This window comes from Pseudomonas gozinkensis, from assembly GCF_014863585.1.
Lineage (GTDB): Bacteria > Pseudomonadota > Gammaproteobacteria > Pseudomonadales > Pseudomonadaceae > Aquipseudomonas > Aquipseudomonas gozinkensis.
The window spans coordinates 6,061,376-6,080,761 of record NZ_CP062253.1; the positions used below are offsets into that span (position 1 = coordinate 6,061,376).

Annotated in this window: 20 protein-coding genes; 8 read left to right on the forward strand and 12 right to left on the reverse strand. The window is 57.3% G+C overall.

Annotation, left to right across the window (positions count from 1 at the left end; genetic code table 11):
- The first annotated feature begins 217 nt into the window (after positions 1-217).
- Entirely contained in the window at positions 218-670 is a 453-nt protein-coding gene (locus IHQ43_RS27055) for a GNAT family N-acetyltransferase (protein WP_192562684.1), read from the forward strand.
- Positions 671-781: 111 nt separating this feature from the next.
- On the opposite strand, the gene IHQ43_RS27060 is transcribed toward IHQ43_RS27055, so the two are convergent.
- From IHQ43_RS27060 to IHQ43_RS27070, 3 genes are read right to left on the reverse strand one after another with little or no spacing between them, the layout of a single operon-like run.
- Complete coding sequence (locus IHQ43_RS27060) at positions 782-1,078, reverse strand: winged helix-turn-helix domain-containing protein (protein ID WP_007894945.1); 297 nt, start codon at positions 1,076-1,078, stop codon at positions 782-784.
- A 24-nt stretch (positions 1,079-1,102) separates the two neighbouring features.
- On the reverse strand, positions 1,103-1,594 hold the full coding sequence (locus IHQ43_RS27065; RefSeq protein ID WP_007959720.1) for a M48 metallopeptidase family protein: 492 nt from the start codon (positions 1,592-1,594) through the stop codon (positions 1,103-1,105).
- A 41-nt stretch (positions 1,595-1,635) separates the two neighbouring features.
- Positions 1,636-3,759, reverse strand: a complete 2,124-nt coding sequence (locus IHQ43_RS27070; RefSeq protein ID WP_192562685.1) for a putative bifunctional diguanylate cyclase/phosphodiesterase — start codon at positions 3,757-3,759, stop codon at positions 1,636-1,638.
- A gap of 351 nt (positions 3,760-4,110) precedes the next feature.
- On the opposite strand from IHQ43_RS27070, the gene IHQ43_RS27075 reads away from it, so the two are divergent.
- Positions 4,111-4,779, forward strand: coding sequence for a polysaccharide lyase family 7 protein (locus IHQ43_RS27075; RefSeq protein ID WP_007959711.1), 669 nt, complete (start codon positions 4,111-4,113; stop codon positions 4,777-4,779).
- A gap of 416 nt (positions 4,780-5,195) precedes the next feature.
- Positions 5,196-5,555, forward strand: a complete 360-nt coding sequence (locus IHQ43_RS27080) for a DUF6124 family protein (RefSeq protein ID WP_192562686.1) — start codon at positions 5,196-5,198, stop codon at positions 5,553-5,555.
- A gap of 92 nt (positions 5,556-5,647) precedes the next feature.
- On the opposite strand, the gene IHQ43_RS27085 is transcribed toward IHQ43_RS27080, so the two are convergent.
- Positions 5,648-6,145 carry a hypothetical protein gene (locus IHQ43_RS27085; RefSeq protein WP_192562687.1) on the reverse strand — a complete coding sequence of 166 codons (498 nt, stop codon included), beginning with the start codon at positions 6,143-6,145 and terminating at the stop codon, positions 5,648-5,650.
- 479 nt (positions 6,146-6,624) lie between these two features.
- Between IHQ43_RS27085 and IHQ43_RS27090 the strand changes: the two genes are divergently transcribed.
- From IHQ43_RS27090 to IHQ43_RS27100, 3 genes are all read left to right on the forward strand, one after another.
- Complete coding sequence (locus IHQ43_RS27090) at positions 6,625-7,200, forward strand: hypothetical protein (protein WP_192562688.1); 576 nt, start codon at positions 6,625-6,627, stop codon at positions 7,198-7,200.
- A 213-nt stretch (positions 7,201-7,413) separates the two neighbouring features.
- Positions 7,414-7,842, forward strand: a complete 429-nt coding sequence (locus tag IHQ43_RS27095; RefSeq protein WP_192562689.1) for a hypothetical protein — start codon at positions 7,414-7,416, stop codon at positions 7,840-7,842.
- A gap of 298 nt (positions 7,843-8,140) precedes the next feature.
- Entirely contained in the window at positions 8,141-8,536 is a 396-nt protein-coding gene (locus IHQ43_RS27100) for a hypothetical protein (RefSeq protein ID WP_192562690.1), read from the forward strand.
- A 358-nt stretch (positions 8,537-8,894) separates the two neighbouring features.
- Here the strand turns inward: IHQ43_RS27100 and IHQ43_RS27105 are convergent, their stop codons facing one another.
- From IHQ43_RS27105 to tkt, 8 genes are all read right to left on the reverse strand, one after another.
- A complete protein-coding gene (locus IHQ43_RS27105; RefSeq protein WP_192562691.1) occupies positions 8,895-10,166 on the reverse strand; it encodes a type II toxin-antitoxin system HipA family toxin in 1,272 nt (423 codons plus the stop codon).
- Entirely contained in the window at positions 10,159-10,410 is a 252-nt protein-coding gene (locus IHQ43_RS27110; protein ID WP_102619726.1) for a helix-turn-helix transcriptional regulator, read from the reverse strand. The genes IHQ43_RS27105 and IHQ43_RS27110 overlap by 8 nt, the downstream gene beginning before the upstream one ends.
- Before the next feature lie 160 nt (positions 10,411-10,570).
- A complete protein-coding gene (gene fba / locus IHQ43_RS27115) occupies positions 10,571-11,635 on the reverse strand; it encodes a class II fructose-bisphosphate aldolase (protein WP_007959708.1) in 1,065 nt (354 codons plus the stop codon).
- Between the two features lie 125 nt (positions 11,636-11,760).
- Positions 11,761-12,093 carry an MliC family protein gene (locus IHQ43_RS27120; RefSeq protein ID WP_039767975.1) on the reverse strand — a complete coding sequence of 111 codons (333 nt, stop codon included), beginning with the start codon at positions 12,091-12,093 and terminating at the stop codon, positions 11,761-11,763.
- A 56-nt stretch (positions 12,094-12,149) separates the two neighbouring features.
- The gene (locus IHQ43_RS27125; RefSeq protein WP_007959706.1) at positions 12,150-12,371 is read right to left on the reverse strand and encodes a hypothetical protein; all 222 of its coding nucleotides are present in this window, start codon (positions 12,369-12,371) and stop codon (positions 12,150-12,152) included.
- A gap of 34 nt (positions 12,372-12,405) precedes the next feature.
- Positions 12,406-13,569 carry a phosphoglycerate kinase gene (locus tag IHQ43_RS27130; RefSeq protein WP_179693423.1) on the reverse strand — a complete coding sequence of 388 codons (1,164 nt, stop codon included), beginning with the start codon at positions 13,567-13,569 and terminating at the stop codon, positions 12,406-12,408.
- Positions 13,570-13,581: 12 nt separating this feature from the next.
- Complete coding sequence (gene epd, locus IHQ43_RS27135; protein ID WP_007959703.1) at positions 13,582-14,634, reverse strand: erythrose-4-phosphate dehydrogenase; 1,053 nt, start codon at positions 14,632-14,634, stop codon at positions 13,582-13,584.
- A 179-nt stretch (positions 14,635-14,813) separates the two neighbouring features.
- Positions 14,814-16,811 carry a transketolase gene (gene tkt, locus IHQ43_RS27140; RefSeq protein WP_192562692.1) on the reverse strand — a complete coding sequence of 666 codons (1,998 nt, stop codon included), beginning with the start codon at positions 16,809-16,811 and terminating at the stop codon, positions 14,814-14,816.
- A gap of 272 nt (positions 16,812-17,083) precedes the next feature.
- Between tkt and IHQ43_RS27145 the strand changes: the two genes are divergently transcribed.
- The gene (locus tag IHQ43_RS27145; RefSeq protein WP_064380157.1) at positions 17,084-18,079 is read left to right on the forward strand and encodes an ArsR/SmtB family transcription factor; all 996 of its coding nucleotides are present in this window, start codon (positions 17,084-17,086) and stop codon (positions 18,077-18,079) included.
- An 18-nt stretch (positions 18,080-18,097) separates the two neighbouring features.
- On the forward strand, positions 18,098-19,288 hold the full coding sequence (gene metK, locus IHQ43_RS27150) for a methionine adenosyltransferase (RefSeq protein WP_011336330.1): 1,191 nt from the start codon (positions 18,098-18,100) through the stop codon (positions 19,286-19,288).
- Positions 19,289-19,386 lie beyond the last annotated feature (98 nt).

Sequence of the window (19,386 nt, forward strand, 5' to 3'; positions counted from 1 at the left end):
TCAGTCAAAACCCCAAGGCCCCTTACCGGCGAATCCCAGGCCCTAACATTAGCTCATTGAAGCCATTGCACAGCGCTTCCCAGCAGATTACACAAAGTACGGCGGGCCGCGATATTGGAATGATGGCATTTTGGCCTTTGTCACAGATTTCTCAGCCATACAGACATATTTCGGCGCTGCGCTTAGTATCGGGCGACGTAGTTCAAGGAATCGGAAGATGACAATCGAGTGGGTCTGCAAACATCACAGCGATCTGGGACTGGAGCAGCTGTACGCCATTTTGAAATTGCGCTCGGAAGTATTCGTGGTCGAACAGCGCTGCGCGTACCTGGATCCGGACGGTCAGGATCTGGACGGCGACACCTGCCATTTGATGGGCTGGGACGGCGATCAGCTGGTGGCGTACCTGCGCCTGCTGGACCCGGAATCCCAGGGTGGCGACGTAGTGATCGGCCGCGTGCTGACGGCGCCGGCCGGGCGTGGCAAAGGCTTGGGGCATGAAATGATGGAGCAGGCGCTGAAGCAGGCCGAGAAGCATTGGCCTGAAGTGCCGATCTATCTGTCGGCCCAGGCGCATTTGCAGGGGTATTACGGGCGCTACGGGTTTGTCGTGGCGGGTGAGGAATATCTTGAGGATGACATTCCGCATATTGGTATGCGGCGGTCCTGAGGGTCTCTTCGTCGGAACGCCTTCGCGAGCAAGCTCGCTCCCACAGGCGGAATGCATTTCAATGTGGGAGCGAGCTTGCTCGCGAAGGCGCCAGCCCTGTCAACACAGGACTCAGGGATACTCGAGAACAGCCTTGATCTGCCGCAAATTGCGCTCGATCCACCCCCGATCAATCGCCCCCCACTCACGAATCCGATAGCGCCCCGCATGATTGCGCGCGCCCTCTTCCTGTTCGAACTCGCAGACGATATCCAGATCCGCCAGCGCCGCAATCGTGTCCTGCGCCGTGCGCCGGGGCATGCCGGTGACCTCGGTCAGCGCGGGCACGCTACTCGCCAGGCCGCTGTCGATCAGGTACGCCACGTACAAGCGCCGGTAGAAACTGCTCTTGGTCTTGCTTACGTCCATGCATGCGCTCCGTTGTTTGATGTCTTATTGCATGTCCCGCCACGTCAGGTACACCCGCAGGTCGAACTCGACCTGGTGGTAGCCCGGCAGCATGTGCTCACATAACTTATAGAACGCCTTGTTGTGATCCGACTCCTTGAAGTGCGCCAGTTCGTGCACGACGATCATCTTCAGAAACTCCGGCGCGGCGTCCTTGAACAGCGAGGCGATGCGGATCTCTTTCTTGGCCTTGAGCTTGCCGCCCTGCACCCGTGAGACCGTGGTGTGCAGGCCGAGGGCGCGATGAGTCAGGTCGAGGCGGTTGTCGAACAGCACCTTGTCGATGGCCGGGGCGTTGCGCAGGTATTCCTGCTTCAGATCCAGCGCATAGCCGTACAAGGCCTTGTCGCTCTGCACATCGTGGCGACCCGGATAGCGTTGGCTCAGGTAATCACCGAGGCGGTTGTCGGCGATCAATTGGCGCACCTGATCCTGCAGATTCGCGGGATAGGCCTGGAGGTATTTCAACGCAGTCATGGGGCGGCACAGGTCATGAAAAGGCCGCCAGTGTAGCGAATTCAACCGGCCAACGCGCTCCAGTCGAACGGCTCGGTAAAGCGTGCGGTGTCCTCGGCGACCAACGGCCGCGCCACCAGGAAGCCTTGCACGTACTCGCAACCATGGGCTTGCAGCCACTGGAATTGCTCGACGGTTTCCACGCCTTCGGCAATCACCAGCAAGCCGTATTCCTTGCACAGGGCGATGACACTGCGCACCAGCGAGGCGTCCCGGGTCGAATCCGGCAATCGGGCGATCAGATGGCGATCGAGTTTAAGGGTGTCCAGTTCCAGATCGCGTAGATGCGACAGCGAGCAGGACCCGGAACCGAAATCGTCCAGCGCTACCCGCACCCCGAGATTGCGCAGCAGCTTGAGCTGTTTGCGGGTTTCATCCGGGTTGATCGTCAGCGCTTCTTCAGTGACTTCGACTTCCATCTGGTGCGGCTGCAAACCATGGCGCTCCAGCACCTGGCGCAATTCGGTGACCAGATTCGGCATACCGAACTGGGTGTTGCTCAGGCTCACACCAATCACCAGATCCCTGGAAAACTCGGATTCCCAGGCCTTACGCTGCCCGGCGCTGCGGTGATAAATCCAGCTGCCGAGCCGGCTGATCAACGTCGCCTCTTCCAGCAACGGCAGGAACAGCCCCGGCGGTACATCGCCGACGCTCGGGTGCTGCCAGCGCAACAACGCCTCGAAACCGCGAATCCTGCCGTCGCCTATCGCCACTTGCGGCTGATAGACCAGATTGAAATCGCGGTTCTCGATAGCGTTGCGCACGCTCTCTTCCAGCATCAGCCGCGAGCGCGCGCGGCCGTTCATTTCATGATCGTAGAAGCGATATTGCTGACGCCCGGCACGCTTGGCCTCGTACATCGCGATGTCCGAGGCGCGCAGCAAACCGTCGAGGTTGTTGCCGCAATCCGGGTAGGTGGCGATGCCGATACTGGCGCCGAGCGCGATATCGAGGCCTTCAATCTGCTGACAGATCGACACCCGCTCGATGAGCTTCTCGGCAATCTTCGCCGCTTGTTCGGGGAATTCCAGATCCAGCAGCGCGGTGAATTCATCGCCGCCCATCCGCGCCAGAATGTCGAATGGCCGCAGGCAGGCTTTCAATTGTTCGGAAACCCAGCGCAACACCCGGTCCCCGGCATCATGGCCGAGGGAATCGTTGACCCTTTTGAAGCCGTCGAGATCGAGGTACATCAGCACCCAGCTGCTGTCCGTGCGCTCGCCGCGCAGCAGCAGGTTTTCCACGGTCTGGTAAAAACCCCGGCGATTGAGCAGCCCGGTCAGCGGGTCGGTGACAGCCTGAAATTCCAGCTGCTGATGCAGATGGCGCACCACCGACATGTCCAGCACCGTCACCACCATCGCGTGCTGTTCACTTGGCAGCGGCGCACAGGACAAAGCCACCGGCACCTGCTGCCCCGGCGCGGTACGCAGCAACGCGTCGTGTAAGCGCAACGTCTCGCCGCGTTTGTAACTGGCATAAAACTCGGAATCGGCCCACAGCGGAATGTGCGGTTTCTGCAGGAAATCGAGAAACTCCTGCCCTTCCAGCTCCTTCACCGGCGCATTGAGCAGCCGGGAAATCGCCGGATTGGCGAAGCGAATCAAACCATCCTCAGCCAGCACCAGAATGCCTTCGGCGGCGTTATCCAGCACCGAGGCATTGAAGGCCCGCGCCGATTCCAGATCCTGACTCAAGCGCTGCAAGGCCCGGCGATTGCGCTGGTGCTCCAGCAACGCCTGGACTTTCGGCTTGAGAATCTGCGGATCGAAGGGTTTGAACAGGTAATCCACCGCACCACTGGCGTAGCCCTTGATCACGGCGTCCTGGGACTGCTCATTGGCGGTGAGGAAAATGATCGGGGTCAGGCGCGTGCGCTGACTGCCGCGCATCAGCCGCGCGACTTCGAAGCCGTCCATGCCCGGCATCTGCACATCCAGCAGCACCAGATCGACGTCGTGTTCGAGCAGCAGGCTGAGGGCTTCGAAACCGGAAGCCGCGGTCATCACCTGCCAGTCCTGGCGCTGCAGCAACGCGCGCATGCTGATCAGATTTTCAGGGTAATCATCAACGATCAAAAGGACTGAGCTGCCTTCACCTGGCTGGGGTTGCGCGCATTCCATGCTGCTTCTCTTGTCGGGACATCTCGTGTCGGGGCATCTCGGATCAGCGTTCCGGGCGGTTTCTCGTGAAAACCGTACAGTCACTGAGTCTTCACTCTAGTCCGGGATCTGTAAAAGCAGTAGCTGTCACCGCGCCATCATTTAACCAATCCGGTGAGTAGCCGACTAACGGTCACCGCTGAAGCCCCCGAAAACCGGGAAAGATGGCATTTCGACAGGATGTTGACGCCAATCATCCGCCAGACGGCCGTTAACAAAAAATCCCTCTACGCTTATAAAGGCCGCCCCCAAGAACCGCGAGTTAGAGCTTCTGGCACGCGCGTGCAACAGCAAAAAAGTGGAAGAACCGACATGATCGACCTCGCAACCTGGAACCTCAGCGTTCCCGTTGGCAGCCCGCCCTACACCGTCGAAACCTCCAAACTGGTGAACGGCTTCAAGGATCAGTACTTCCATTCCGACACCGGCACCCTTTTCTTCTGGTCCCCGGTGACCGGCTCGAAAACCGAAAACGCCATCTACCCCCGCACTGAACTGCGCGAGACCTACAGCAATGGAACATTGCGCAACTGGTACTACCCGGACGCCGACAACCTGTTGCGCGCAACCCTCTCGGTCAACAAAGTGCCCAGTTCCGGCAAGATCGTCATCGGCCAGATCCACGCCTATGAAAGCCAGAAGCCGATGCTCAAGCTTGAGTACCAATACAAGGACAAAACCGAGACCGGCAACCTGGTGATCAAGCTGCGCACCCATCCGGATCAGGACGAAAGCCGCGTCATCACCCTCGCCACCGGGATCAAACTCAATCGCGAGTTCAACTACCTCATTCACCTGAGCCCCGGCGGCGCGCTGGGCGTGAGTGCGGCCGGGTATCAGTGGGATTCGCAGATCAGCGCGACGTGGCGCAACAAACCGTTGTATTTCAAGGCGGGCGTGTATGTGCAGGACAACACCGGGTACACCAGTGAGGGTGGGCAGGTGACGTTCTCAAAACTGGACATTGACCACGACAAATAACCTGTGGGAACTGCGGTTCGACGATTCGACTTGCCAGCGATGGCGCCTGCGGCAGCGCTGACGTTTAAACGGTCATGTTTAAAGCAGCCCGGCGCAACTTCCCGAAGCCTACATCGACTTGCGTCGCTGCCTACCGGTACGCCAGAATCCGCCGGCTTGTGCGCCTGGAGGGCCATCGGTAACTTGATTCGGGTCACTGATTCGCAGTGATCGGGTTTAGTAGCCCGAGGTGTTTTCAGCTACGTGCAACGCGCTATCCATCAGACATTCCAGTCTGACCGTGATGGTGGCTGTGTGCAGGGCGCTTCGGCGCGCCGGTCAATGCTGAATACTCCCCGGTCTACTAACCTGCGCACAGCTGCCACCCTTCTTTTAGTAGGGAAGGGCCGGCAGCTCCTTACAGGAGTTTTCAGCATATGTTCAAAATTACGCCAAACCCGCCAGAGACCGATCTGGCCTCCCCCTACGATTCCCTCGACCCCAAAAAACTCAACGAAGCCGCCGAACGCGCCCTCGACCACTACCTCTGCCCCGGCGCCCGCATCATGGCCACGGTCAACGAACCCGACCGCATGTACTTCGCCAACCCCGCCTACAACACCGAATCCCTGCTGGCCAACGCCAGCGAAACCCTCGGCTCCGCCAGCGAAATGCTCAACAACTTCGCCGCCTCCCTCGCCCCCGTCGACCGTAAAACCGCGATTGGCATTGCGCAGTTGGTAATGCTGGGAGAACTGGCAGTGAATCAGGCGCTGGATCACGTCGAGCTGAAATAACCTGAGCACCGCAGAAACCCACAAACCCGCCCTTTCACTGAGCATGACGGGGCGGGTTGCCTTAGACCGGACATGGCCTGGAGCCTGCCTGACTAGGTAATCAAATACGGGCGAAGGAAACTGAGAGCGACCACTCGACTCGGAATAGCGGGCACTTGAGGCGCCGGAGAGGGCGGAGTCGGCACACCCGGTAGAGTCGCACCAGAGTGCACAACTTCAACATCATAGATGCCGGGCGTAATACCCATGGCTGGCCAACGACTTGTATTGATCTCGTTCTGGATAAATACACCTTGCTGCCTTCTAAGAGCCACAAAAATCCGATAGTCATCGAGATGAATCTTCATTACCGACGTTGGAAAAAGGCCTTGGTCAACCAGAAAGATTTCCAGCTCATCGCCAAACCGGGTGGCCCATGGCAATGCGTAGTGGAAAGCAACGAACACCGTCCCCGGCACTTGCACCAGCAACGGCGCAACACTTCTCATCTGCAAAAATGAATAAGGATTAGGATCGGAAGCTATTTGCAGGGTAGTAGCGCTCAATCCAATCAGATTTCCCGGAACCGCTACAACAGGGGCAACATTCATGTTCAACCTACTTGATCAAAGATGCCGGATGGATGATTGAAACCAAGCTCATACACTCACAGCCTAACAAGCACTTGAGCTCAAGGAACCTGTAAAAAATACCAGTTTCTAATTCAATTCAGCCATAAGAACTATCCCAGCTATGGCCCTGCAGCATTTCAACCACTCACTACAACACCACCTGAACAAAAGGGAGCAAAAAAAGGTGACGAATTCATTTACTGCAGAGATCAAAAAAAAGAAGAGTTCATATTTCCCCTGAAATAAAAATATCTTCCGCTTCAAAAAACGAAAACTGCTATTTACGCCATCGCCAAACGGTATAAAAAACTGTCAACTTTGACAGTACCCACCACGTTTGAAAATCCACAACAATCACCCTCGCAGTGACCCAAACCTATGGGAACCAGCCACACCCATACAAGCAACAGAACAAATGCAAACCCTTTCAATCCAGGACTCATAAAAGGAATTATCAAATGAACTTCCCTAACGTTGATTTTGAGAATGGTGATTCTGTATACATTTTCACTGTTGATGATTTCTACTACGACGGCAAATTCATCAGCTTTGATCAAGATGCGCACGCACTGATTCTTGACGTAAAAAATGAGCCACAAGTGATCGAAATGCAAAATATTGTACGCATGTACGGTGGCATCGGCGGATCCGTCTGGCTTTCGGAACCCCAAAAAACCATGAAGGGTTGCAGCACGATTGAGACAACCGCTCTATCGAATATCACGCTTGGACAGCTTCTGACCTTTATGGACTTGAACAAACAACAGGTTATAGCGAGAATCTCAAACATCGATTCAAACTCAACATCAATAACAGCTGACATCCTCGATGCATCCCAAAGAGTTAATGCTTCCGGGCCGATCAACCTAGCGTCAGATAGATTCATTTTGACAGCGGACGTCACGACTTCAGATGACGCAAAAAAAGTCACATGGAGACCTGATTCCAGAAGTGCCGCGGCGGGAGTTGGAATCACGATGGCTATTAACTCGCACAGAGAGAACAACCCCAACTGGAACTACAACAGGAGATAAGCCAAGGGGTCGAGCTTACAATTCGTCCAATCACCGAATAAAACCCGACCCTATTCCTTTCAACCAATAGCTTACAAGTCCCTGACATAGTAAGTCGATCAAATATACCGTGACACACTGTCCGGCGCCGTATTCATTGAGTGAAATCAGGGACTCGTTATTAAGCGAAGGGATAATTTTTCACCGTTCCCTGCACACAACAGGAGTTTAATCATGAGCGTTTTAACAATGCTTTCTCCGTCAGTACAATTTCCGCCTCCAAGCATAACTGTTTCCTCCATCACTGCCCCGCCTCCAACAACTGCCAGCGTGGCCCCAGCACCTTGGGTACAGTGGAACAACTCAAAAACAAACACAGCCTTGGCAGGCATGCTATTGCATCTACCCGTAAACACTCGGATTGATGACAAAATCGAGCTTCTAATCAATCCGATCAACCCCACTGGTCCTTCGACTACCGTACACACCGAAACTTTAACCCTCCAAAGGCTCAATCCTTTACTGGATATTAAACTAGGCCGCATTGGTGTAGAGAAAAATTTGACACTTCAAAATGGTGACTATGCACTTCGTTATTTACAACGCAACGCAAGCGGCGTTCTTGTCTCAGCATCGCTTTCTGCAAAATTTAGAATCTCCTGAGACATCTGCAAAGACAATAGAAAGAGGGGGAAACTTATTTAATTCACTTACCAGAATGCCACTCCCCACCCTTTTTTTTCATTTGCAAATACAACTCCACCAACCTTGGTTATAAGACACCATTAACTTGAACAAATTAATCACAAAAAAATTGCGGCTTTTAAAAGATACGACTTCACAAATGGAATAACGCTGACCTACGCCAGCCCTAAATATTATTAAAACCTGTAATTTTTGACAGTAGATCGGGCTGAGAGATGAAGCAATAATATAGACTCAACAAAAAAGGAGCTTTTAGATGAAAATTCTCTTGGAAAGCAATGACTTAGCAACATTCGCTTCAGAGGACGGAAAAATGTGTGGCGGCACTATTATTGGAAACGATGATGACGGTTTTATACTTCAAACCGGCCCACAAGAAAACAATATAGAGGTAATCCAGAAAAGTTCCATAAGGCGTATTTTTCTTCATGACCGACTAGATGAAATGATTCTTTCGCTCACAGAGTTTGGCCATATTAACCCTCATCAACAAAGTTCCGAGCCCTATATTCCACCACCTCCTCGCTCAATGTCTCCGATATGGGACCGCATCGCGATGGTATGGCGTCACCCATTTGATGGGGTATGTAATTGTGGATGTAAAACAGGTGGGGAAAGTAGCTCCGATATCGCAATAGTAAAGGTGGGGTAAGGGAAGTGAAGTCAGATTTGATTTTAATGGAACTTATTTAGTAGCTAACCAATTGAGCTAAAAGCAAAAATGAAGAAGGGCTGGCCTTGGTCTACGGTAATAGTTGCGAACACACACCAGAAAACCAAGGACACAGCCCTCATGGATCGTAGACGTCAAATTCTCCAGCATCAACAACAACGTTTCCGCCACCATGCTTGAAATTGAGGGAGAAACGGGGACAGAGAAACGGGGACAGATTTATTTAATACATATAGCCACCACACTAAATAGATCAGTCCCTCTCACGCTGAACAACAATTACCATCCACAAGAAAGTGGACTTGTTTATCCCCTGCTTCAACTCTGCCGACAGGCATCAAATGCCAGTCTTGCTCACTGGCTTTCGCTTCATTCCTGAGCCAATGGAGTCATTCAACGCTACTCCCCGCCCTGCATCCCATTCCCGCTGCATATCAGCAAACAACTCACCGTTCACTCGCGTCTGATGATTCGCCAAGGCTTGAGTCATCGCCTCGGCAATACGCTCGATGATCAAGGCCGGCTTCTCCACTGAGCAATGCTTGCGACCAAACTCGATCAGTAGCTGGCGATCCGGATAGCTTTTCACTTTGTTCATCTTGATGGCCAATGTGCGATCAACCAATGAGCGTCCTGATTTTGGATTGTAGTTTTCGTAGACCGTTGTGGTGGTGACATCGAAAACGGGAGCCAATTGCACGGTTTCAAGAGCGTCTGGATGGGTATAGATCACACCGAAGTTCTTCAGGTGCGCGTCCCCGTTTCGAACCATCACCGAAAGGCAGACCGAAGAGAAGAAGCGCTCCAATTCCCGAAGCGGATCACCATGCCGGCAGACCTGGCCAATCACAGCCGCGAGGGTTTCGTAGCTCTGCGAATACTTGTAGTTGTCATGGGGATCTTTGTTGAGCCCCAACAGAACGGCCATGTCTTCAAACCCGAGACGACCGGCTTCGGTCAAGTCAAAGCGCTCCATCACAAACAAATCGCCGTTTTCGGACAGCCAGAACGGCGGTGTTTCCAAACCGGCAAGACGAGCCGCCTCCAGGCAAAGAAATTCATTCTGAGCCAGATGCGCGTACTCATCCGCGCCTGATTTGACGATCAGATCGGAGCTGAGCATGGTTTTTCGATTGCCGGCGAGTTTGTCCAGGTCGGGTACCAGCACTTTGGGCTGCACCCCTGAAATGCCCGACTCGAAATAGGTGTCGACCAGAAACTCGAAAACGCCCTGCGAAATATCGGCAGACAGGATCTCCTGCAATCCGACTTGCGCACGCACGGATACCGGAGTCTCTATCGGATTTTGGTAGGTGAGGCGTCCGATCTGGTTCCCGCCGATAACTGATAACAGGCGCATCTCATCGACTTGCATGTGCTTGGCCATCCGGCGCTTGATCTGATCCGCCAGAAACCCTTCAGGCACATTCATATCGAAGATCGGATGCAGCACGTTGCTCACCGAGGGCGTTGGGTCATAGGGCATGACCAGTGAGACTTCCCTTGTTGCATCTGCGCTTTCATAAGCGAAGGAAAACTGCGACCCCTTGGACAACTCGCCGGAGAAGCCTTGCGGCGTGGTGACGTTGAGCCGTTTGACTTTACTCATCGTGCTCTACCAGATCGGCCAGGGATTTGAGGTCGATTCGGTTGTCGACAATTTCCAGCGCCATGCCCAGCGCTGACAGCACCCTGAACGCGGTGTAGAGCGCGACATTCTCGCCGGCCTCAAGGTCAATGATGGTTTTGCGGCTGCATTTGGCTCTGTGGGCCAATATCGCTTGGCTATAGCCTTTGGCCCGACGCAATTGCCGAATTCTTTCTCCGAAAACCGCTGGATTGGGGAGCAGCATAAATGTCACCCATAAAGGACTTTTATAAATACAGACTCGATTATGTCCACTATAGGTGACATTTCAAGCGCCTTACGTCAGTCGGCTGCTTGATAAAACTCCAGGCAAAAAGAAACCCGCCTCTCGGCGGGTTTCTTTCAAATCAGCTAAACACCCAGTCTCAATTGACCTTGGCGTTCAACTCACCCTTCAGATAACGCTGATACATGCTTTCCAGCGAGATCGGCTTGATCTTCGAAGCGTTGCCGGCAGTACCGAATGCTTCGTAACGAGCGATACATACATCGCGCATCGCCTTCACGGTTTCGCCGAAGAATTTACGTGGGTCGAACTCGCTCGGGTTGGTGGCCATCAGGCGACGCATTGCGCCGGTGGATGCCAGACGCAGGTCGGTGTCGATGTTGACCTTGCGCACACCGTGCTTGATGCCTTCGACGATTTCTTCAACCGGTACGCCGTAGGTTTCTTTGATGTCGCCGCCGTACTGGTTGATGATCGCCAGCCACTCCTGTGGAACCGACGAGGAACCGTGCATCACCAGGTGGGTGTTCGGGATGCGTTTGTGGATTTCCTTGATGCGGTCGATGGCCAGCACGTCGCCGGTAGGTGGCTTGGTGAACTTGTAGGCGCCGTGGCTGGTGCCGATGGCGATGGCCAGGGCGTCGACCTGAGTCTTCTTGACGAAGTCAGCGGCTTCTTCCGGGTCGGTCAGCATCTGGCTGTGATCCAGAACGCCTTCAGCGCCGATGCCGTCTTCTTCACCGGCCATGCCGGTTTCCAGCGAACCCAGGCAGCCCAGTTCGCCTTCAACCGAAACGCCGCAGGCGTGAGCCATGGCGACGGTTTGTTGGGTTACGCGGACGTTGTATTCGTAGTCGGTCGGCGTCTTGCCGTCTTCGCCGAGGGAGCCGTCCATCATGACCGAGCTGAAGCCCAGTTGAATGGAACGCTGGCAGACGTCAGGGCTGGTGCCGTGGTCCTGGTGCATGCACACCGGGATGTGCGGGAATTCTTCGATCGCGGCCAGGATCAGGTGACGCAGGAACGGCGCGCCGGCGTATTTGCGAGCGCCGGCCGAAGCCTGGACGATCACCGGGGAGTCAGTCTTGTCAGCGGCTTCCATGATGGCGCGCATCTGCTCAAGGTTGTTGACGTTGAAGGCTGGAACGCCGTAGCCGAACTCGGCTGCGTGGTCCAGCATCTGGCGCATGCTGATAAGTGCCATTGTGTGTGTCTCTCCCGGTTTGGGTCGTTAATCGTGCCAGCCTGCCGGAGCGGCGGCGGCTATTCAAGTGATTGCAGATCGGGGGTTGAGGCCCGGCCTGGTGATTCGATAAAGCAAATTCTGTTTTATTCGGCTTTGCAGCCCCGGCCGATCAGATCATTGGTAGCGACCCAGTAGACCAGGCCTTCATTACCTTTGATGTGAAACGCCAGCATGTCGTCGCTGTACAGCGCACCCGAGGCGCCCGGCTCTTCTTTCAGGCGATAGACCTGATCGCCGCCGCCCAGGCGCACATCGACCTCCTTGCGGGCAGCATCGGTGAAGCGCCACAGCACCTTGGCCTGGCTGTCGCAGGTCCAGGTGGTCCAGTTATCCACAGGGGCAGACGACTGGAACGGGTTCCACTGCGCGCAACCACCCAACAATCCCAGTGCCGCAACGGCGATCAAGCCTTTCATCCGTGTTCCTCGACCGGCAGCGCACGCCGCCGGACTTGAGTAAAGAGTCAGACCGGTCAAGGACAACCATGTTCCTTGGCCGGGGTTTGCGTCTCGTATTTGTCCAGACCGTCCGGGCCCGAGCGCTTGTTCAGCACCGGGTTGGTTTCGGCCTGCCAGTCGGCCTGGTAGCAGCCTTTCTGGGCCTCGCCCGGTGCCGGTGTCGGCTCGGCCTTCGGGTTACTCCCGCAGGCCGCCAGCGTACCGGTCAGCAGCAACAGCGCTAACGACTTGACCATCTGAACACTCCTTTGCCTGGCCAATCGGGCGGCCTCAGGCCTTGGCCCGGCTTTCCAGGACTTCAACGGCCGGCAGCACCTTGCCTTCGACGAATTCGAGGAACGCGCCACCGCCGGTGGAAATGTAGGAGATCTTTTCAGCCACGCCATATTTATCGATGGCCGCCAGGGTGTCGCCACCGCCGGCAATCGAGAACGCCGCGCTTTCGGCGATGGCCTGGGCCAGCACTTTGGTGCCGTTGCCGAACTGGTCGAATTCAAACACGCCGACCGGGCCGTTCCACAGGATGGTTTTCGACGACTTCAGCAGTTCGGCGAAGTTGGCCGCGGTTTGCGGGCCGATGTCGAGGATCATGTCGTCAGCAGCAACATCAGCGATAAGCTTCACGGTCGCTTCTGCGCTTTCAGCGAATTCCTTGGCAACCACCACGTCCACCGGCAGCGGCACGCTGACCTTGGCGGCGATGGCGCGCGCGGTGTCCAGCAGGTCCGGCTCGTACAGCGATTTGCCGACGGGGTGACCGGCCGCAGCGAGGAAGGTGTTGGCGATGCCGCCGCCGACGATCAGCTGATCGCAGATCTGGCTCAGGCTGTTCAGCACGTCGAGTTTGGTCGAGACCTTGGAGCCGGCAACGATGGCAGCCATCGGCTTGGCCGGTGCGCCCAGGGCTTTGCCCAGTGCGTCGAGTTCAGCAGCCAGCAGAGGGCCGGCAGCGGCGACCTTGGCGAACTTGGCGACGCCGTGGGTCGAACCTTCGGCGCGGTGAGCAGTGCCGAAAGCGTCCATCACGAACACGTCGCACAGGGCGGCGTATTGCTGGGCCAGTTCGTCGGCGTTCTTTTTCTCACCCTTGTTGAAGCGCACGTTTTCGAACAGCACGATGTCGCCGGCCTTGACGTCAACGCCGCCCAGGTAGTCGGCCACCAGCGGCACTTCACGACCCAGCGCCTTGCTCAGATAGTCGGCGACTGGCTTGAGGCTGTTCTCGGCAGAGAATTCGCCTTCGGTCGGACGACCCAGGTGCGAGCAGACCATCACGGCCGCGCCTTTTTCCAGGGCCAGCTTGATGGTCGGCAGCGAGGCCAGGATACGCGCATCGCTGGTGACAACACCGTCCTTGACTGGGACGTTGAGGTCTTCGCGGATCAATACGCGCTTACCTTGCAGATCGAGGTCGGACATCTTCAACACGGTCATGGGTCGCACTTCCTACGGTTTTTTTGAAGTCGCTGTTTGCAGATAGTGTTCTGCAACATCCAGCATTCGGTTGGCAAAACCCCATTCGTTGTCGAACCAGGCCAGGATGTTCACCAGCCGAGGGCCGGAAACACGGGTCTGACTGGCATCGACGATGGCCGAATGTGGGTCATGGTTGAAATCACAACTTGCGTGAGGCAATTCGGTGTAGGCCAACAGACCCTTCAGCGGGCCGCTGGTGGCGGCATCGCGCAGGATCCGGTTGACTTCGCCGGCGTCGGTGTCGCTCGCGGTCTGCATCGTGATGTCGAGGCAGGACACGTTGACCGTCGGCACTCGTACGGCTTTGGCCTGGATTCGCCCGGCAAGTTCCGGCAGCAGGCGCTCGATACCACGCGCCAGACCGGTGGACACCGGGATCACCGACTGGAACGCCGAACGGGTGCGGCGCAGGTCTTCGTGGTGATAGGCGTCGATCACCGGCTGATCGTTCATCGCCGAGTGAATCGTGGTGATCGACACGTAATCCAGACCGACCGCCTGATCCAGCAGACGCAACAGCGGCACGCCGCAGTTGGTGGTGCAGGAGGCGTTGGACACCAGCAGTTCGTCGCCGGTCAGGCAATCCTGATTGACGCCGTAGACGATGGTGGCGTCGACATCCGCCTCGCTGGCCATCGGCTGCGAAAACAGCACACGCGGCGCGCCGGCGTCGAGGAAACGCTGGCCGTCTGCACGAGTGTGGTAGGCGCCGGAGCATTCGAGCACCAGATCGACGCCCAGCGACGCCCAATCGATGCCTTCGGGGGTGGCACTGCGCAGGACCTTCACGCAGTCGCCATTAATATGCAGACAATCGCCGTCGACCTTCACCTCGCCAGGGAACCGGCCGTGGGTGGAGTCGAAGCGTGTCAGGTATTCGATGCTGGCCATGTCGGCCAGATCGTTGATCGCGACAATTTCAAACCCTGCCGCCGAGCCTCGCTCGAACAACGCACGCAAGACGCAACGACCAATCCGGCCGTAGCCGTTGAGTGCAACTTTGTAGGGACGCGGTTGAGGCATGGGGTTCTCGATAATACGCAGGCAGACGCAATGCTTATTTGCGACACATCCCATGTGGGAGCTGGCTTGCCAGCGATAGCGTCCGATCAGGCAACATGTATGTTGACGCGGATGGCCCTATCGCTGGCAAGCCAGCTCCCACAAGGATTGCGGTGATCATGAGATCACCGCGTTGTGCCTTAGTCTTCCAGCAGCTCTTCAGCCTGACCCAGGATGTTTTCCAGGGTGAAGCCGAACTCTTCGAACAGTGCCGAAGCCGGAGCCGATTCGCCGTAGGTGGTCATGCCGATCACGCGACCTTCCAGACCCACGTACTTGAACCAGAAGTCGGCGTGAGCCGCTTCGATCGCGATACGCGCGCTGACCTGCAACGGCAGGACCGATTGCTTGTAGCTGGCGTCCTGAGCGTCGAACGCGCTGGTGCATGGCATGGAAACCACGCGCACCTTGCGGCCCTGCTCGGTCAGTTTGTCGTAGGCCTGAACGGCCAGACCGACTTCCGAACCGGTGGCGATCAGGATCAGCTCAGGCTCGCCTGCGCAGTCCTTCAGCACGTAACCGCCACGGCGGATGTCGGCGATCTGGCCGGCATCACGGGTTTGGTGCTGCAGGTTCTGACGCGAGAAGATCAGCGCCGACGGGCCGTCCTTGCGCTCCAGGGCGTTTTTCCAGGCCACGGCCGATTCAACGGCATCGGCTGGACGCCAGGTGTCGAGGTTCGGCGTGCTGCGCAGGCTGGTCAGTTGCTCGATCGGCTGGTGCGTCGGGCCGTCTTCGCCCAGACCGATGGAGTCGTGGGTGTAGACGTGGATCACGCGCTGTTTCATCAGAGCGGACATGCGCACTGCGTTGCGGGCGTATTCCATGAACATCAGGAAGGTCGCGCCGTAAGGCACCAGACCGCCGTGCAGGGCAACACCGTTCATGATCGCGGTCATACCGAATTCGCGCACGCCGTAGTACATGTAGTTGCCGCTGGCGTCTTCGGCGCTGACGCCTTTGCAGCCTTTCCACAGGGTCAGGTTGGAACCGGCCAGGTCAGCCGAACCGCCCAGCACTTCCGGCAGCAGCGGGCCGAACGCGTTCAGGGCGTTCTGGCTGGCTTTACGGCTGGCGATGGTTTCGCCCTTGGCCGCGACTTCAGCGATGTAGGCATCAGCCTTCTCGGAGAAGTCGGCCGGCAGTTCGCCGCTCAGGCGACGGATCAGTTCGTTGGCTTCGGTCGGGAACGCAGCGGAGTAGGCAGCGAAACGCTGGTCCCACTCGGCTTCGGCGGCGCGGCCCTTTTCCTTGGCGTCCCACTCGGCATAGATGTCGGCCGGGATTTCGAACGGGCCGTGGTTCCAGTTCAGCGCCTGACGGGTCAGGGCGATTTCCGCGTCACCCAGCGGGGCGCCGTGGCAGTCTTCCTTGCCTTGCTTGTTCGGCGAACCGAAACCGATGGTGGTCTTGCAGCAGATCAGGGTCGGCAGCGGGCTCTTGCGAGCGGTCTCGATGGCGGTCTTGATCTCTTCCGGGTCGTGACCGTCAACGTTGCGGATCACTTGCCAGTTGTAGGACTCGAAACGCTTCGGCGTGTCGTCGGTGAACCAGCCTTCGACTTCGCCGTCGATGGAGATGCCGTTGTCATCGTAGAAGGCGATCAGCTTGCCCAGGCCCAAAGTGCCGGCCAGGGAAGCGACTTCGTGGGAAATGCCTTCCATCATGCAGCCATCACCCAGGAACACGTAGGTGTGGTGGTCGACGATGTTGTGGCCAGGACGGTTGAACTGCGCGCCCAGTACCTTTTCAGCCAGGGCGAAGCCCACGGCGTTGGCCAGACCCTGACCCAGCGGGCCGGTGGTGGTTTCGACGCCCGGGGTGTAACCGAATTCCGGGTGGCCCGGGGTGCGGCTGTGCAGTTGACGGAATTGCTTCAGGTCGTCGATCGACAGGTCGTAACCGGTCAGGTGCAGCAGCGAGTAGATCAACATCGAGCCGTGGCCGTTGGACAGCACGAAACGGTCACGGTCGGCGAACGACGGGTTGCTCGGGTTGTGCTTGAGGTAGTCGCGCCAAAGCACTTCGGCGATATCTGCCATACCCATAGGTGCACCGGGATGGCCGCTGTTGGCTTTTTGCACGGCATCCATGCTGAGGGCACGAATGGCGTTGGCACGCTCACGACGGCTAGGCATCGCTGATCTCCTGGGGGTTTGTTAAATCAATACGGAAAAAAGGCGAGCATTTTCCCTCACCAAGACGCTTCGGGGCAATGACAGATAGTCATCCGGAGGCGTTTTTCCAATGGATAACATCGGTTTCGGCTGGTGAAACCTTTCCGCTGTTCGTTTGTAGAGTTAACCGGGCGGTGAGAAGTGCCATCGAAAGCACCACCCATCGAGCAATATCAAAACTTTTTGATATTGGCCTTGCGATGGATTCCACCCGTCACTAGACTGCCAGCCCTATGAACTTACGCGTGCCTTCCATTCGCCATGACGATTGCGACGAGCTGGCGGCCTTGTGCAAGGCCGGCGGCGATCCGCTGCGGCTGAATGTATTGCGCGCCCTGGCCAACGACTCGTTCGGCGTGCTGGAGCTGGCACAGATTTTCGGTATCGGTCAGTCCGGCATGAGCCATCACCTCAAAGTGCTGGCGCAGGCGGATCTGGTGGCGACTCGCCGCGAAGGCAATGCGGTGTTCTATCGCCGCGCCCTGCCCCACACCGAGTTGCTGGGCGGCAAGCTGCACGCGGCATTGTTAGAAGAAGTCGACAATCTGGCGCTGCCAGCGGACGTGGAAACGCGGATCGCACAGGTTCACGGCCAACGCGCGGCCAACAGCCAGGACTTTTTCGCCCGGGTCGCGGAGAAATTCCGCGCCCAGCAGGATTTGATTGCCGGCCTGCCGCAGTACCGTGAAAGCGTGCTGGCCCTGCTCGACAAACTGAATTTCAATGGTGCTGCCACGGCCATTGAAGTCGGCCCCGGCGATGGAGCTTTCCTGCCGGAACTGGCGCGCCGCTTCGGCACCGTAACCGCACTGGACAACAGCGCGGCGATGCTCGAACTGGCCCGCCAGGTATGTGAACGTGAACAGCTGGCTAACGTCAGCCTGCAATTGGCCGATGCATTGAATGGTGTGAGCCTTCAGGCCGATTGCGTGGTGTTGAACATGGTGTTGCACCATTTCGCCGCGCCGGCCGAAGCGCTCAAGCACATGGCCAGCCTGCTGCAACCGGGCGGTAGCCTGCTCGTGACAGAGTTATGTAGCCACAACCAGAGTTGGGCCAGGGAGGCCTGCGGTGATCTGTGGTTGGGGTTTGAACAGGACGATCTGGCCCGTTGGGCCACCGCTGCGGGACTCGTTCCCGGGGAAAGCCTCTATGTAGGCTTACGTAATGGTTTCCAGATCCAGGTCCGCCATTTTCAGCGACCGGCTGGCGACACTCACCATCGGTAAATTCAGGAAAACATCGAGATGAGCGAATACTCCCTCTTCACCTCCGAGTCCGTGTCTGAAGGACATCCGGACAAAATCGCCGACCAGATTTCCGATGCAGTGCTGGACGCCATCATCGCCCAGGACAAACACGCACGCGTTGCGGTGGAAACCCTGGTCAAGACTGGCGTGGCCATCGTTGCCGGTGAAGTGACCACCAGCGCCTGGGTCGACCTGGAGCAGATCGTTCGTGACGTGATTTGCGACATCGGCTACACCAGCTCCGACGTCGGCTTCGACGGCGCCACCTGCGGCGTGATGAACATCATCGGCAAGCAGTCCCCTGACATCAACCAGGGTGTTGACCGCGCCAAGCCTGAAGATCAGGGCGCCGGCGACCAGGGCCTGATGTTCGGCTACGCCAGCAACGAAACCGACGTGCTGATGCCGGCACCGATCACCTTCTCGCACCAGCTGGTGCAGCGTCAGGCCGAAGCCCGCAAATCGGGTCTGCTGCCTTGGCTGCGTCCGGACGCCAAGTCGCAAGTGACCTGCCGTTACGAAGGCGGCAAGGTTGTCGGGATCGACGCCGTGGTTCTGTCGACCCAGCACAACCCTGAAGTGTCGTACAACGACCTGCGCGAAGGCGTGATGGAGCTGATCGTCAAGCACGTGCTGCCTGCCGAACTGCTGAGCAAGGACACCCAGTTCCACATCAACCCGACCGGCCAGTTCATCATTGGCGGCCCGGTAGGTGACTGCGGTCTGACCGGTCGCAAGATCATCGTCGACAGCTACGGCGGCATGGCCCGTCACGGCGGCGGCGCGTTCTCCGGTAAAGATCCATCCAAGGTTGACCGTTCGGCTGCCTACGCTGGCCGTTATGTTGCCAAGAACATCGTGGCTGCCGGCCTGGCCGAGCGTTGCGAGATCCAGGTTTCCTACGCGATCGGTGTGGCCCAGCCTACCTCGATCTCGCTGAACACCTTTGGCACCGGCAAGATCAGCGATGACAAGATCATCAAACTGGTCCGCGAAGTGTTCGACCTGCGTCCATACGCGATCACCACCATGCTGGACCTGCTGCACCCGATGTACCAGGAAACCGCTGCCTACGGCCACTTCGGTCGCGCTCCGCAGACCAAGACTGTTGGCGAAGACACCTTCTCCACCTTCACCTGGGAAAAAACCGACCGCGCCGACGCCCTGCGTTCCGCTGCCGGCCTGTAATTTTCCTGGCGGTACAAGAAGCCCCGCACGGTTCGCCGTGCGGGGCTTTTTCATTCGTACCCTGTGGGAGCGAGCTTGCTCGCGAAGAGACCCGTATC